Source organism: Macrococcus sp. DPC7161 (assembly GCF_004117835.1).
GTDB lineage: Bacteria > Bacillota > Bacilli > Staphylococcales > Staphylococcaceae > SDSC01.
In genome coordinates this window covers 167673-183213 of sequence record NZ_SDSC01000004.1, presented here as the reverse complement: position 1 = coordinate 183213, position 15541 = coordinate 167673, and the positions used below count along the sequence as shown (strand labels likewise).

The window sequence follows — 15541 nt, the reverse complement described above, 5'->3', positions numbered from 1 at the left end:
ATTCCCCCTTTATTTTATTTGCATCGGATTGCCATAACATAAAGCGCCAGCTGGAACATCTTTCGTTACAACACACCCCGCACCAACTTTTGCATGATCTCCAATCGTTACCCCTGGCAGGATAATCGCATTGGCACCAATCAACACATGATTACCTATGTTAATTTCTCCTATACGATACTCGTCTACCAAGTATTCATGACAAAGTAATGTTGCATTATAACCAATAATACAATTGTCACCGATGGTAATATTTTCTGGAAACATTAAATCTGGCATAGCTTTATATGCAAATGATGTGTGTTTCCCAAGTTTCATTTTCAAACATTTTGTATATAAGAAATGCTTTACTTTAACAGACGGACATATTCTTGAACATTCAATAATTATAAACTGATAGGCAACTTTAAAAAAAGAAATCGTTCGATACATTTGCCATATGCTATTCGGTCCCTCAATTTTATATTGTTTATAGTTTCGCATAATCTTTACCATAAGGATGATTTACATTTTTATATTGTGGTAATTGGTACTTGAAATGACGATAAAGCATAATACCAATACTTAATATAATAATGACAATGGAAATCATCTGCGCCATTCTTAAATGTTCCGTCAACATTAAACTATCCGTTCTCATACCTTCAATAAAGAAGCGACCGATTGAATACCAAATGGCATAACTCAATAATGTTTGTCCTATTTTAAGATGCTTTCTTAAACTGATTAATATAATAAAACCAATGACATTCCAAATCGATTCATATAAAAATGTTGGATGATAATAAGTCCCTTCAATATTCATTTGATTGATCAACCAATTTGGCAAATGTAAGCTTTCTAAAAATCCTCGACTTACTTCGCCACCGTGCGCCTCTTGATTCATAAAGTTCCCCCATCTGCCTATACCTTGCGCTAAAATAATACTTGGCGCAGCGATATCACCTAAATGGAAGAATGAAACACCTTTACGTTTAGTAATAATAAACGCAGTTGTTAACGCACCGATAAGTCCTCCGTGAATTGCAATACCACCATTCATAATCATCGGAATTTCAGAAAGATGATTTTTATAATACGACCATTCAAACGTGACATAATAAATACGTGCACAAATAATACCAATGATGACAGACCAAATCACCACATCTATTAATGTTTCCTCTTGGTAGTTTTTTTTCTTTGCTTCTTTTTGAGCAATTAAATAACCAATTAATATGCCAAATGCAATGATAATGCCGTACCATCGCACCGATAAAGGACCTAATTCAAATGCAACAGGATTAAACGGCATTAAATCATCCCCTCACTTTGGCTTTTAATTTGTGCATTTAAGCGATTATTAAAGTCTTCCGCTGTATTAATACCTAATTTATTGAGTCTGTAATTCATTGCAGCAACTTCAATAATAACAGCTAAATTTCGACCAGGTCGGACAGGTACTGTTTTTTTAGTAATCTTTGAATCTAAAATACTTAACGTTTCTTCAACAAGTCCAACGCGATCATAGACTTTATTTTTATCCCAAAGTTCTAAATTGATGTTAAGCATCACGCGCTTTTCAGTTAAGATACTTCCTGCACCAAACAATGTCATCACATTAATAATACCTAATCCTCGAATTTCTAGAAGATGTTCAATTAATTTAGGTGCTGAGCCCATCAACACATTTTTAGAAACTTCTTTAATAATGACATTATCATCAACGACTAATCGATGACCACGCTTTACAAGTTCTAATGCTGTTTCACTTTTACCAACACCAGAATCTCCTGTAATTAGGACACCAACGCCATAAACATCAACAAATACACCATGAAGATTCGTTGTAGGTGCCAATTCATGTTCTAAATAACTTGTTAATTTACTAATTAAACTTGTCGTCGCATCTTTACTTAATAGTAAAGGTGTACCTTTTTCATTACATGCATCAATTAATTCAACTGGTGGTTCTATGTTTCTCGTGATGATGATGCAAGGTGTTTCTTTACGACATAATTTTTGCATTCTATCAACTTTTTCTTCTTTTGAGAGCATCTCAAAAAACGAAATTTCTGTAGTCCCTAATACTTGTATACGATCTGATGAATAGTGTGAAAAGTAACCTGCCATTTCAAGACCAGGTCGTGAAATGTTTGTATTTTGTACTTGATGAGTTTCACTTAAATCACCCGCAATATATTGTAAATCAAATTTTTCGCACAATGCTTTACTCGTTATCATATGACGCCTCCAATTTTCATTACTTTAATTTTAATGAAAGTTTTAAAATATTACAATTGATTCAGAAAATCCAATGGTACAAACATAAAAAACTAGGATGAGAACTATAGTAGTCTTCACCCTAGCATTCGACTAAATTCATCCTTATGAATTTATATTCTTTCAATATGTCGTTTTAAATATTGACCTGTATATGATGCAGGCGTTTCCATAATTTGCTCAGGTGTACCACTGGCGATGATCATTCCACCACCACTTCCACCTTCAGGTCCTAAATCAATAATATGGTCTGCTGTTTTGATTACATCTAAGTTATGTTCAATAATCAATACTGTATCACCTTGCTCAAGTAATTGATTTAAAACTTGCAATAATCGTTTAATATCATCTACATGTAAACCTGTTGTTGGTTCATCTAATATGTATAATGTTTTTCCATTACTTCTACGATGTAGTTCAGAGGCAAGTTTCACACGTTGCGCTTCACCACCAGATAATGTCGTCGCAGGTTGACCTAAAGTAATATATCCCAACCCTACATCTACAATCGTTTTAAGTTTTCTTTTTATTTTAGGAATATTTTCAAAGAAATAATACGCATCTTCAACCGTCATATTTAATACATCAGAAATGTTTTTTCCTTTGTATAACACTTCAAGCGTTTCACGGTTATAACGTTTTCCTTCACACACTTCACAAGGCACGTAGACATCTGGTAAGAAGTGCATTTCAATCTTTATGATACCGTCTCCACGACAAGCCTCGCAACGACCGCCTTTCACGTTAAAACTGAAACGTCCTTTCTGATACCCACGTATTTTTGCCTCATTTGTTTGCGTAAATACATCTCGAATATCGTCAAAAACGCCAGTATATGTTGCAGGATTACTTCTTGGTGTTCTACCGATAGGTGATTGATCAATATCAATGATTTTATCGATATGTTCAACACCTTCTATTTTATCAAATTGACCAGGCTTTGCTTTCGTTTGATACAGTGATTTTGCCAACCCTTTATATAATACTTCATTTACTAAAGTACTCTTTCCTGATCCTGAGACACCTGTTACAACAGTCATCATACCTAAAGGAATTTCAGCATCAACATTTTTTAAATTGTTACTTGATGCATTGTAAACTTTAATTGAACGACCATCTGATTTTCTTCTTTCAGTAGGCATATCAATTTTCTTTTTCCCTGATAAATATTGACCCGTTAATGATTTTTTATTTTTCATCACTTGATTTGGTGTGCCTGCCGCAACCACTTCTCCACCATGGACACCTGCACCCGGACCGATATCAATTAAATAGTCCGCTGCAAGCATTGTATCTTCATCATGTTCAACAACAATTAATGAATTACCCATATCTCTCATTGACTTTAATGTATCGATTAATCGATCATTATCACGTTGATGTAACCCAATTGAGGGCTCATCTAATACATACATGACTCCAGATAATCTTGATCCAATTTGCGTTGCCAAACGAATTCGTTGTGCTTCACCACCACTTAATGTGCCTGATGCACGGTTCAATGTTAAATATTCCAAACCTACATTATTTAAAAATGATAAACGCTCTGTTATTTCTTTTAAAACAAGTTTCGCAATTTGTGCATCTTTATCAGATAATTTCAATTGTTCATAATAAGCCAATGCTTTACCAATAGACATTTCAACAACTTGACCTATATGTAAGCCATCAATCTTAACACTCATTGCTTCTTTAGAAAGACGATATCCTCCACATGTATGACATGCTTCATCTTGCATATACTTTTTCATTTGTTCACGTGTGTACTCTGAAGGGCTCTCTTTATATCTTCTTTCAATATTGTTGACAATTCCTTCAAATGCCATTGTACGTTCGCGTTTAACACCATTTTCTTGTTTAAATGTATAGCTGATTTGATCTGGATGTCCATAAAAAATAATATCTTGATGCTTTTTTGATAATTTATGAAATGGCTTATCCATATCAATCTTAAAATGTTTACATGTTTGTTGTAATAAAGTTGGATAATAATTAGAACTAATCGGTTCCCAAGGTTTCAATGCACCTTCTTTTAGTGATAATTTATCATCAGGAACAACTAATTTTAAATCCACAGATAATTTCGTTCCTAATCCATCACAATCTGGACATGCACCGAATGGTGAATTGAACGAAAACATTCTCGGTTCTAATTTATCAATCGAAAAACCACAAATATGGCACGCGTGATGTTCAGAAAACTTTAATGGTGTGCCTCCTATGACATCAATCAATACATTGCCTTCACCTAACAATAATGCACTTTCTAAACTATCAGCTAAACGTGCATCCATATCAGGCTTAACAACTAAACGGTCCACAATGACTTCAATATCATGACTTTGATTTTTATTTAAATCAATATTGTCATGAACATCATACATTTCACCATCTACACGAATACGCGTATATCCTTTTTTCGAAATGTCTTCAATTAATTTCTTATGCGTCCCTTTTTTTCCACTAATCACAGGAGCTAATACTTGAATTTTAGTTCTTTCTTCTAAGGATTTGATACGATCAACCATTTGAGTGACCGTTTGAGATTCAATTTTAACATCGTGTTCTGGGCAATATGGCACACCAATTCTAGCGAATAATAATCTTAAATAATCATAAATCTCTGTCACAGTTGCAACTGTGCTTCGAGGATTTTTGCTTGTCGTTTTTTGATCAATCGATATTGCTGGTGATAAACCATCAATAGTATCCACTTCTGGCTTATCCATTTGGCCTAAAAATTGTCGTGCATACGCACTTAAACTTTCAACATAACGGCGTTGTCCTTCAGCATAAATCGTATCAAAAGCTAAACTTGATTTACCTGATCCAGATAAGCCGGTCATGACTACCAATTTATCTCTAGGTATTTCAATATCTATATTTTTTAAATTATGTGCTCTTGCACCTTTAACTATTATGGATTTATTTTTCATCAAATCATCCTTCTGCTTTCAATTCAAATAAGATATCACGTAATTCTGTCGCACGTTCGAAGTCTAACGCTTTTGCAGCTTCTTTCATTTCTTTTTCGATACGTTCAATTGTTTCAATACGCTCTTTTTTCGTTAATTTCTTTTTCGCTTTTGATGGCTTTTTATCTTCTTTTGTTTCTATAGTCGCACTAATAACATCACGAATCTTCTTATTAATAGTCTTAGGTATAATGCCGTGAACTTTGTTGTATTCCATTTGAATTTCACGTCTTCTAGCGGTTTCCTCGAGTGCTATTTTCATTGAGTCTGTTATTTTATCTGCATACATAATAACTCTACCTTCAGCATTACGTGCAGCACGGCCAATGGTTTGAATTAACGAACGTTGAGAACGTAAAAACCCTTCTTTATCGGCATCTAAAATAGCAACTAATGACACTTCAGGAATATCCAGACCTTCTCTTAATAAGTTGATTCCAACTAAAACATCATATGTACCCATACGCAATTCTCTTATGATTTCAATTCGTTCTAATGTCTTTATTTCTGAATGCAAGTAATTCACTTTAATACCCGCTTCTTTTAAATACGTTGTTAAATCTTCACTCATCTTTTTAGTTAATGTCGTAATCAACACACGTTCATCTTTTTCAATACGCTGTTGAATCTCCTCCATTAAATCATCAATTTGATGTTCTGAAGGTCTCACTTCAACGATAGGATCTAAAAGCCCGGTTGGACGAATAATTTGTTCAACCATTTCGTCTGTATGTTCAATTTCATATGGACCTGGTGTTGCTGACACATACACCAACTGATGTGCTTTTTCTTCAAACTCTTCAAATTTCAATGGTCTATTGTCTAAAGCACTCGGCAATCTGAATCCATGATCAACGAGGACTGTTTTACGTGCTTTATCACCATTATACATACCACGGATTTGAGGAAGTGTAACATGCGACTCATCAATCATAATTAACCAATTATCACCAAAATAATCTAAAAGCGTATATGGTGTTGAACCTGTAGGACGTAAAGTTAAATGAACAGAATAGTTCTCAATCCCAGAACAAAAGCCCATTTCACGCATCATTTCTAAATCATAATTCGTTCTTTGCTCAAGTCTTTGCGCTTCAAGTAATTTATTTTCATCACGAAACTTTTTAAGTTGAACTTCTAGTTCCTTTTCAATTCGTTCAATTGCAAGTTGCATCTTTTCTTCACGTGTAACGAAGTGGCTGGCTGGGTAAATTGCAAAATGTTCGCGCTCTTTCAACACTTCTCCTGTTAAATAATTGATTTCTCGAATGCGATCGATTTCATCACCAAAAAACTCCACACGAATACATTGTTCATCTCTTGATGCTGGGAAAATTTCAACCACATCACCTCTTACGCGAAAAGTACCACGTCTAAAATCAATATCATTCCTTGTATATTGTACATCGACTAATTTACGCAGTAATTGATTGCGTTCCATTTCCATACCGACACGAACACTCACAACTAAATCTCTATATTCATCTGGATTCCCTAAGCCGTATATACAACTTACAGAGGCAATTACAATTACATCATCACTTTCAAACAATGCACTCGTTGCAGAATGTCGTAATTTATCTATCTCATCGTTAATCGATGCATCTTTTTCAATAAAAGTGTCTGTTGATGGTACGTAAGCTTCAGGTTGATAATAGTCATAATAGCTCACAAAATACTCGACTCTATTTTCTGGGAAGAATTCTTTAAATTCACTGTATAACTGTCCAGCTAATGTTTTATTATGCGCGATAATTAAAGTTGGCTTACCTACTTCTTTAATCACATTACTCATCGTAAACGTCTTACCTGTTCCTGTCGCTCCAAGTAAAGTTTGATGACGCTTACCTTCTTTTATTCCTTTAACTAATGCTTTAATCGCATTAGGTTGATCTCCACCGGGGTGATACTCTGAATGAATGACAAAATCTTTATGCTCCATACGTCCCTCCTAATGTCTTATATTTTATCAAATTTCAAAAAATAAATACAAACATTTGTTCGTAAAAACAAAAAAAGGCCTTAAGCCTTTATTTTGTTTCTTCTTTATCCATTTTGTAATAATCAACAAGTAAATAACCAATAATCAAACTCATCGTGTCTAAAAATACAATCATTTCTGAATGAAAGAATCCTTTATAAACTGAAACGCCGATGACAATGGTCGCAATGAATAATCCAGAATATTTATTGCGCGCCACCATACTAAAGACCATAACCATCAACGCAGGAATAAAAAATGCTAAAATATACCAAATCGTCATATTACTGTGTATCTTTTATCTTAAGGATGGCATAAGTAATTTCTTTAAGTTCAGACCTTGGGATAAAGCGTTCCTGTAACATTTCTGGCAAAATATTATTTAAGAAATCTTGAACACAGTGCATTTCCTCAAATTCTATAATCGTCCTTAAACTCATTTCATAAATTTCAAAAAATAATGGTTCTGGATTTCTTTTTTGAATTTCACCAAATGATTCATATAATAAATCGATTTTATCCGCAACTGAAAGAATTTTCCCTTCAATCGTATCATCTTTACCTTCTTTTAATCGTTCATGATAAATATCACGATACATTTCAGGAAATTCTGTATCGACAAATTTACGCGTCATTTCTTCTTCAACTTCAGAAAATAGATGCTTCAATTCTTTGGAAGCATATTTTACAGGTGTTTTAATGTCTCCAGTAAAAATTTCTGGATAATCATGATTTAAAGCTTTCTCATAAACTAATTTCCAATTAATTTTTTCACCATGACATTCTTCAACAGTCGCTAAATACTGTGCAATTTTAGTCACTTTAAAGGAATGGCTTGCGACATTATGTTCTTGATATTTAAATTTTCCAGGACATCTTACTAATTTCTCTAAATCTGATAAACTTTTAAAATATTGATGTACTCCCATAATGGCCTCCTTATAATTTAGATTTTACTGAATCAATTAATGTTTTTAAATGTTCTTCTGTCAGTTCCCCCGTATAAACGCCAAGTACTTCACCTTTTTTTGATACAAATAAAGTGGTTGGCACAAAATTTATTTTATATTGCTCCATAAACGCTTCATTTGCAATTATCATTTGGTAATTTGGATTATATTTATTAAGAAATGCTTTTCTTTGCTGTGCTTTATCTTTAACATTTAAACCAATAAGCTTAACATTTTGAGGCAAATTCTTATTAAATTGAATTAATTCGGGCGTTTCCTTTTTACATGGGTCGCACCATGAAGCCCAAATATTAACGACATTAATTTCTTTTGTTAAATATTGTCCAAACTTTTCTTTAGAACTATCTAAACTAACAACATCTTCATCTTGAATCATTTTACCTGTTATTTCATGCTTTTGTAGTGTCACATGCTTGGGTGCTTTCTGATTAAATTGCATCACTTGTTTAATCGAGAAAATACATAACACAACAAATACAATCGCTAAAATGACTGTTATCAACCTTTTCATTTTGCACCTCTATTTTTATATTGTTTATATTATAGCAGTTTCGGGTAATTTACTTAAGTGAACTTAATTAAATATTTAATGTTAATCCTATAAAATTATTGATTTACATACAAATAAAAAGCCCAAACAGTGTTTGGACTTTTTAACTTTAATAAATGTAATTGTAATATTTTTTTTGATATTTAGAGATTGTACGGTATGTTTTAACACCTTGATAAGGGAAATTCATTTCAGATACTAAAATGCTACCATTACGGTTAATACGCTCTACTACTGCAACGTGGCCATAATAACCTTTTGTTGTTTGCATAACAGCACCACGTTTCGGTTTGTGACTTACTTTGTAACCAGCACGTCTTGCATTATATGCCCAGTTTCTTGCATTGCCCCAATACTTACCTACAGGACGTCCTAATTGTGCACGTCGATTGTATGCATAGTATGCACAACTTCCCCAGTAGTATGGATTTGATGAATAACGGTATGATCCATAAGCTTCTGCTTTTTTAGTTTGAATAATATTTGTATCAGTAATTTCTGCGGTAGTCAAAATTACAAATAATGATAATATTGATATAACAATCTTCTTCATAATGTTTCTTTCCTCCGTGAATTCTGTAAATGTACTTTGTTTTATTAACATAAATGATAATACCATTAAAATTGATTAAAAAAGCCAATGTTAACAAGCTGTAATATAAGTGTTATGCAAAAACATAAACTTTGCATTCATATTACAGTGGTATTGAAATTTGCTAACAACGACGATTTTAGTGAATTTTTTGTTCATTTAGAATGTTTCTCACATAAATTAGAAATAAAACATACTTCTTTTTTCATTTCATTTATTATTAAAATATAATTTGTGTTTTGAAAAATCAGACAATTAAATTCTTATAATTACATAAAAAAACCACAGATTCAAAATCTGTGGTTTTTAATATGCTATGAATTGTATTAAATACAAAATTAATATCTATAGTAGCCTGTAACTGATCCACTTACATAGCTTACTGCACGTTGTTTAACACCTTCAGATGGATTTAATGCATCTACCATTTGTCCATTACCAATGTAAACACCTACATGGCTACCACCATTAAAGAATACTAAATCTCCTGGTTGTGGATTTGAAACTTGAGTTCCAGCTGCCATTTGCGCATATGTTGTTCGAGGAATTGATTTACCCATTGAAGCCATTACTTGTTGTGCAAATGCTGAACAGTCAACAGCTGAACCTGAGTTTGCACCATAAACATATGATTTCCCTGCTGCCATGCCATTTGCAATTGAAGCAACATCGCCACTAACTGGTGTTGTTGATGCATTTGACCCTGTAGACATATTTGAAGCAGTTGTTGTTCTGTATTCTGAGTAATTTGAAGTAGGTGCATTACTTCTTGTTACTTGTACAGGTTCGTTTGATTCTGTGTTAGCAGTTTCTTCTGTATAAGAAGCTGTAGACATTTGATCAACATGTAAAGATTTTATTGGTGCATTCACTTTAGTGACTGGTTTAACATGTTTTTTAGATTTTTCGAATCCTTTTTCAGATACAATAAGTTTTTTACCTACTTTTAATTTATCAGATGATAAATTGTTCCATGCTTTTAATTCTTTAACTGAAACATCAAAGTGTTTAGCAATTGATTTTAATGTATCACCTTTTTTAACTGTATAAAAATCTTTGTTTTCTACTTTTAATTTTTGACCAACAATGATTAAATCACTATCTAATTTATTTAATGATTTTAATTCTGCAACACTTGTGCCATTTTCTTTAGCGATTGTCCATAATGAATCACCACTTTTTACTTCGTAACTTTCAGCTTGTGCTTGATATGAAATACCTGCAACTGTTGTAACAACTGCAGCTGTTAATAATGTTTTCTTCATAATTGAAATTGCCTCCAAAAAAATTTATTCTCATCTTGTGGTTAAACCACATTGCTTAAAAATAATAGCATATAATATTTCCCAATTTACATATGTTACATGTTTGTAATATAAACGTTAACACTTCATTATATAAAGTAATCTTCTGAAAATAATCATTTAACACTAAAAAAGCCTAAGACATTTTAATGTCTTAGGCTTTTTTAGTAATCAATTTATTTCTTACTTGCTAAATATTTAGCGATTAATTTTGCATCTTCACCAGTTGCTTGGTTTTTAGGCATTGTACCTTTACCATTTTTAATGATATCTAAAATTTCTTTTTCAGAGTATTTCTTCCCAATATCCGTAAGTTTTGGACCACTCGCACCTTCTAAGTCTTTACCATGGCATCCTACACAAGAATTTCTTCCATATGCTTGATAACCTTCATCTTTAGAAGAAGCACTTTCTTTCTTCTCTTCTCCTCCACCACAAGCTACAAGTAAAGCTGACAATCCAACTACAGACCATACTGCTAATTTTTTCATTCGAATCACCTCTAATAGTTATTTTGAAGCCATTTGATATTTTAAATACGCATCGATAAACATTGAAATATCGCCGTCCATCACTGCGCCAGTATTACCTGTTTCTGCATTAGTACGATGATCTTTAACCATCGAATAAGGATGAAATACATAAGATCTGATTTGAGAACCCCATCCGATTTCTTTTTGTTCACCGCGAATCGCTAATAACTCAGCTTCTTGTTCTTCTAATTTACGTTGATAAAGCTTTGCTTTTAACATTTTCATCGCTTGCTCTCGATTCTTAATTTGTGATCGTTCATTTTGACATGTGACAACAACACCTGTTGGTTTATGTGTGATACGTACTGCTGAATCTGTAGTATTGATATGTTGTCCACCCGCACCTGTTGCACGGTATGTATCTACTGTAATTTCATCTGGTTTGACTTCGATTTCAATTTTATCGTTATCAAATTCTGGTATGACTTCACAACTTACAAATGAAGTGTGACGTCGCCCAGATGAATCAAATGGCGAAATACGCACTAATCGGTGTACACCCTTTTCAGCTTTTAAATAGCCGTATGCATTATGACCTTTAATTAACAACGTCACACTTTTAATACCCGCTTCATCCCCAGGTTGATAATCTAGTGTTTCAACTTTAAAGCCATTGGCATCTGCAAATCTTTGATACATTCGTAGTAACATTTGACCCCAATCTTGAGATTCTGTACCACCAGCACCAGGATGTAACTCTAAAATAGCGTTATTCGCATCATGTTCGCCATCTAAAAGCATCTTTAATTCAAATTGAGTAACATCCGCTTCAAGTGTTTTTAATGCATCTATAAGCTCTTTTTCTGTTTCTTCATCTGGCTCTTCTTTAAGCATTTCAAATAAGACATCTACATTTTCTTTTTGCGTTTCAATACTTTGAATGCCGTTGACAATTTCTTTTAATGCATTACTTTGATTAATGATGTCTTGCGCTTTTGCTTGATCATCCCAAAATGTTGGGTCAGCCATCATTTCATCAAATTCTTGAATGTTTGTCTCTTTTTCTTCTAAGTCAAAGAGACCCCCTAAAACTTGAAATAGTTTCTGCTAGTGAATTGATTGTTTTATTAATTTCAAACTGTTCCATGCTTAGTTTCCATCTTTCCCGTGACAATTTTTATATTTTTTCCCGCTACCACAAGGACAAGGATCATTTCTACCGATATCATGCTCTTTTACTTTTGGTTGTTTCTTAACTTTTTCTTTACCGTCTTGTGCGATCATCGCTTCACCTTGTATGTGTTCACGTTCAATTTCTTCATTTTTGCTAATTTGTGATTTTAAAATGAATTGACTCACTTCATCTTCAATACTTTCTAACATATCTTCAAACATGACAAGTCCTTCATTTTGATACTCACGTAATGGATTGATTTGACCATAACTACGTAAATGGATTCCTGTACGTAATTGATCCATTGAATCAATATGATCTGTCCATTTCATATCAATTGTACGTAATAAAATCATACGTTCAAATTCACGCATTTGTTCGCCCAATTCAGCTTCTTGTGACGCATATTGTTCAATGACTTTATTCATCACAATTTCTACGATATCTTCTTTATCTTGTCGTTCAATTTCTTTGATTGATAATTTACCTTCTTGAAGATACATATCTTCAACATATTTTACAAAGTCTTCATAATCATATTTATCTTCATCACCAATAAAATGACGATCAACTAAACGCTTAACTGATTCAGTCATCATAGACTTCACTTGTTCAGAACAGTCTTCAGTTTCTAAAATATCATTACGTTCTTTATACATAATTTCACGTTGTTTACGTAAAACATCATCATACTCTAAAATACGTTTACGACTATCATAGTTATTACCTTCTACACGTTTTTGCGCAGATTCAACAGCACGTGACACCATTTTAGATTCAATCGGTGCGTCATCATTCATTCCTAAACGGCTCATCATTGTCTGCATACGTTCTGAACCAAATCGAACCATTAATTCATCTTGTAATGATAAGTAGAATCTTGAATAACCTTTATCACCTTGACGTCCAGCACGACCACGTAACTGATCATCAATACGTCTTGATTCATGACGCTCAGTACCGATTACTGCTAATCCCCCTAAATCTTGAACGCCTTCACCTAATTTAATATCCGTACCACGACCTGCCATGTTTGTCGCAATTGTTACAGAACCTTTTTGACCAGCGTTCGCAACAATTTCAGCTTCACGTTCATGGTTTTTAGCGTTTAATACATTATGACGAATGCCACGTTTTTTAAGTAAGTCTGAAATGTATTCACTTGTTTCAACAGCAACTGTTCCTAATAAAACGGGTTGTCCTTTTTTATGTCGTTCAATCACATCTTCAACAACCGCTTTTAACTTACCTTTTTCAGTTGCAAAGATTAAGTCCGCTTTATCTTCACGTTGAATTGGACGGTTCGTTGGGATTTGAGTAACAGCCATATTATAAATACTCATTAATTCTTCTTCTTCTGTCTTTGCTGTACCTGTCATACCTGATAATTTATTGTACATACGGAAGAAGTTTTGGAACGTAATAGATGCCATTGTTTTTGATTCATTTTGAATTTCAACAGATTCTTTAGCTTCAATTGCTTGGTGAACTCCATCAGAGAAGCGGCGTCCTGGCATTGTACGACCTGTAAATTGATCGATGATTAAAATTTCACCTTCATCAATCATATAATCCACATCTTTCGTAAACGAACGGTGTGCTTTTAAAGCAATGTTAATATGGTGCATAATGTTTACGTTTTTAACATCATATAAGTTATCGACTTTAAACATTTTTTCTGCTTTGTCGATACCTTTTTCAGTTAATTGAACACCTTTTGTTTTTTCATCGTAATTATAATCTTCTTCTTCACGTAACATTTTAACGAAAACATTCGCCTGGATGTACATACTTGTAGACTTTTCAGCTTGTCCTGAAATGATTAATGGTGTTCTTGCTTCATCAATTAAAATTGAGTCTACCTCATCAATAATGGCAAAGTTTAACGGACGCATTACACGTTCTTCCTTATACGTCACCATGTTATCTCTTAAATAGTCAAAACCTAATTCATTATTCGTACTATAAGTAATATCACATTCATAAGCAGCACGTTTTTCTTCAGTTGATAAACTATTTAAATTCACACCGACAGATAAACCTAAGAAGTTGTATAAGTGTGACATTTCTTCAGCTTGAACACTTGATAAATATTCATTGACCGTTACAACGTGTACCCCGCGACCTGTTAATGCATTTAGATAAACTGGCATTGTTGCTGTTAACGTTTTCCCTTCCCCAGTTCTCATCTCTGCAATATCACCTCGGTGAATCGCTGTACCACCCATTACTTGCACTTTGAACGGGAACATGTTTAAAGTACGTTTTGCAGCTTCTCTTACCACTGCGTATGCTTCAGGCAAAATATCATCTAAATATTTTTCTTGTTTTCTATAATCTTCTATCTCTTTTAAATCGTTTTGATATTTAATCGTTTTTTCTTTAAGGGCTTCATCAGATAAAGCAGCCATTTCGTCTTTATATGATTCAACTTTGTCGGCAATTTTTGAAAGGGTCTTTAACTCTTTACTTGTACCATCTAACATTTTTTTAATGAATCCCATTTTAATTCTCCTTATGATTATTGCAATGAATATTTTTTTACATTTTATCTTATAATAATACCATTTATTGAAATTTAAATGAAATATTTATCACTCAATAAGCATTTAAAAAGCCCGAGCATTTGGCTCAGGCTAAAATGGTTTACTTATTAGTTTCAATTAAACCGTATTTACCATCTTTACGACGATATACGATGTTAGTCGCATTAGTTTCAGCATCATTAAAGATGTAGAAGTCATGCCCTAACATATTCATTTGTAATACCGCTTCTTCTGAATCCATTGGTTTTAAATCAAATTGTTTTGAACGAATGATTTCAATTTCATCAGCTGATTCTTCTTTCACTTCTTCAATTTCTGGAAGTGAAGGGAAAATTTCTTTTTCCACACCTTTTTCACGGAATTTACGGTTAACTTTTGTTTTATGTTTACGTACTTGACGCTCTAATTTTTCAACAATTAAATCAACTGCTGCATATAAATCAGCATGTCGTTCTTCAGCACGTAAAGTTACATTTTTAAGTGGAATAGTCACTTCAACTTTAGACTTAGAGTCTTGATAAGTTTTAATTTTTACATGTGCAGTTGCTTCAGGCACATTAGTAAAATAACGTTCTAACTTACTTACTTTTTCTTCGATGTGATTTCTGATCGCATCTGTTACTGAGATATTATCTCCGTGGATTTCAAATTTAAACATATAAATCGACTCCTTTTCCAAAAGTAAACAAATAGGTTAACAAATATTTTGTTTA

14 protein-coding genes are annotated in these 15541 nt (G+C 33.1%); all 14 read right to left on the bottom strand.

Going from position 1 to position 15541, the window contains the following annotated elements:
* Window positions 1-9: 9 nt before the first annotated feature.
* Window positions 10-483, bottom strand: coding sequence for an acyltransferase (locus tag ER639_RS07655; protein WP_129065194.1), 474 nt, complete (start codon window positions 481-483; stop codon window positions 10-12).
* Window positions 470-1294, bottom strand: a complete 825-nt coding sequence (lgt, locus tag ER639_RS07650) for a prolipoprotein diacylglyceryl transferase (RefSeq protein WP_129065193.1) — start codon at window positions 1292-1294, stop codon at window positions 470-472. The genes ER639_RS07655 and lgt overlap by 14 nt, the downstream gene beginning before the upstream one ends.
* Window positions 1294-2223, bottom strand: a complete 930-nt coding sequence (hprK, locus tag ER639_RS07645; RefSeq protein ID WP_129065192.1) for an HPr(Ser) kinase/phosphatase — start codon at window positions 2221-2223, stop codon at window positions 1294-1296. The genes lgt and hprK overlap by 1 nt, the downstream gene beginning before the upstream one ends.
* Window positions 2224-2375: 152 nt before the next feature.
* Window positions 2376-5198 (bottom strand): excinuclease ABC subunit UvrA, encoded by a 2823-nt coding sequence (gene uvrA, locus ER639_RS07640; protein ID WP_129065191.1) that lies wholly within the window; start codon window positions 5196-5198, stop codon window positions 2376-2378.
* Window positions 5199-5202: 4 nt separating this feature from the next.
* Entirely contained in the window at window positions 5203-7179 is a 1977-nt protein-coding gene (gene uvrB / locus ER639_RS07635; protein ID WP_129065190.1) for an excinuclease ABC subunit UvrB, read from the bottom strand.
* An 88-nt stretch (window positions 7180-7267) separates the two neighbouring features.
* A complete protein-coding gene (locus ER639_RS07630; RefSeq protein WP_129065189.1) occupies window positions 7268-7501 on the bottom strand; it encodes a CsbA family protein in 234 nt (77 codons plus the stop codon).
* A 1-nt stretch (window position 7502) separates the two neighbouring features.
* Window positions 7503-8147, bottom strand: a complete 645-nt coding sequence (locus ER639_RS07625; RefSeq protein WP_129065188.1) for a YfbR-like 5'-deoxynucleotidase — start codon at window positions 8145-8147, stop codon at window positions 7503-7505.
* A gap of 10 nt (window positions 8148-8157) precedes the next feature.
* Window positions 8158-8700, bottom strand: a complete 543-nt coding sequence (locus ER639_RS07620) for a TlpA family protein disulfide reductase (protein WP_129065187.1) — start codon at window positions 8698-8700, stop codon at window positions 8158-8160.
* 148 nt (window positions 8701-8848) lie between these two features.
* Entirely contained in the window at window positions 8849-9292 is a 444-nt protein-coding gene (locus tag ER639_RS07615; protein WP_129065186.1) for a CHAP domain-containing protein, read from the bottom strand.
* Window positions 9293-9669: 377 nt separating this feature from the next.
* On the bottom strand, window positions 9670-10596 hold the full coding sequence (locus ER639_RS07610) for a C40 family peptidase (RefSeq protein ID WP_129065185.1): 927 nt from the start codon (window positions 10594-10596) through the stop codon (window positions 9670-9672).
* 215 nt (window positions 10597-10811) lie between these two features.
* Entirely contained in the window at window positions 10812-11132 is a 321-nt protein-coding gene (locus ER639_RS07605) for a c-type cytochrome (RefSeq protein WP_483306236.1), read from the bottom strand.
* 12 nt (window positions 11133-11144) lie between these two features.
* Window positions 11145-12255 (bottom strand): peptide chain release factor 2 gene (gene prfB, locus ER639_RS07600; protein ID WP_483306234.1). Its coding sequence is split into 2 segments (ribosomal slippage): window positions 11145-12197 and window positions 12199-12255, totalling 1110 coding nucleotides; the frame shifts between segments, so codons are not numbered across the junction.
* Window positions 12256-12257: 2 nt separating this feature from the next.
* Complete coding sequence (gene secA, locus ER639_RS07595; protein WP_129065183.1) at window positions 12258-14786, bottom strand: preprotein translocase subunit SecA; 2529 nt, start codon at window positions 14784-14786, stop codon at window positions 12258-12260.
* 142 nt (window positions 14787-14928) lie between these two features.
* On the bottom strand, window positions 14929-15486 hold the full coding sequence (gene hpf / locus ER639_RS07590; RefSeq protein WP_129065182.1) for a ribosome hibernation-promoting factor, HPF/YfiA family: 558 nt from the start codon (window positions 15484-15486) through the stop codon (window positions 14929-14931).
* Window positions 15487-15541: the final 55 nt, after the last annotated feature.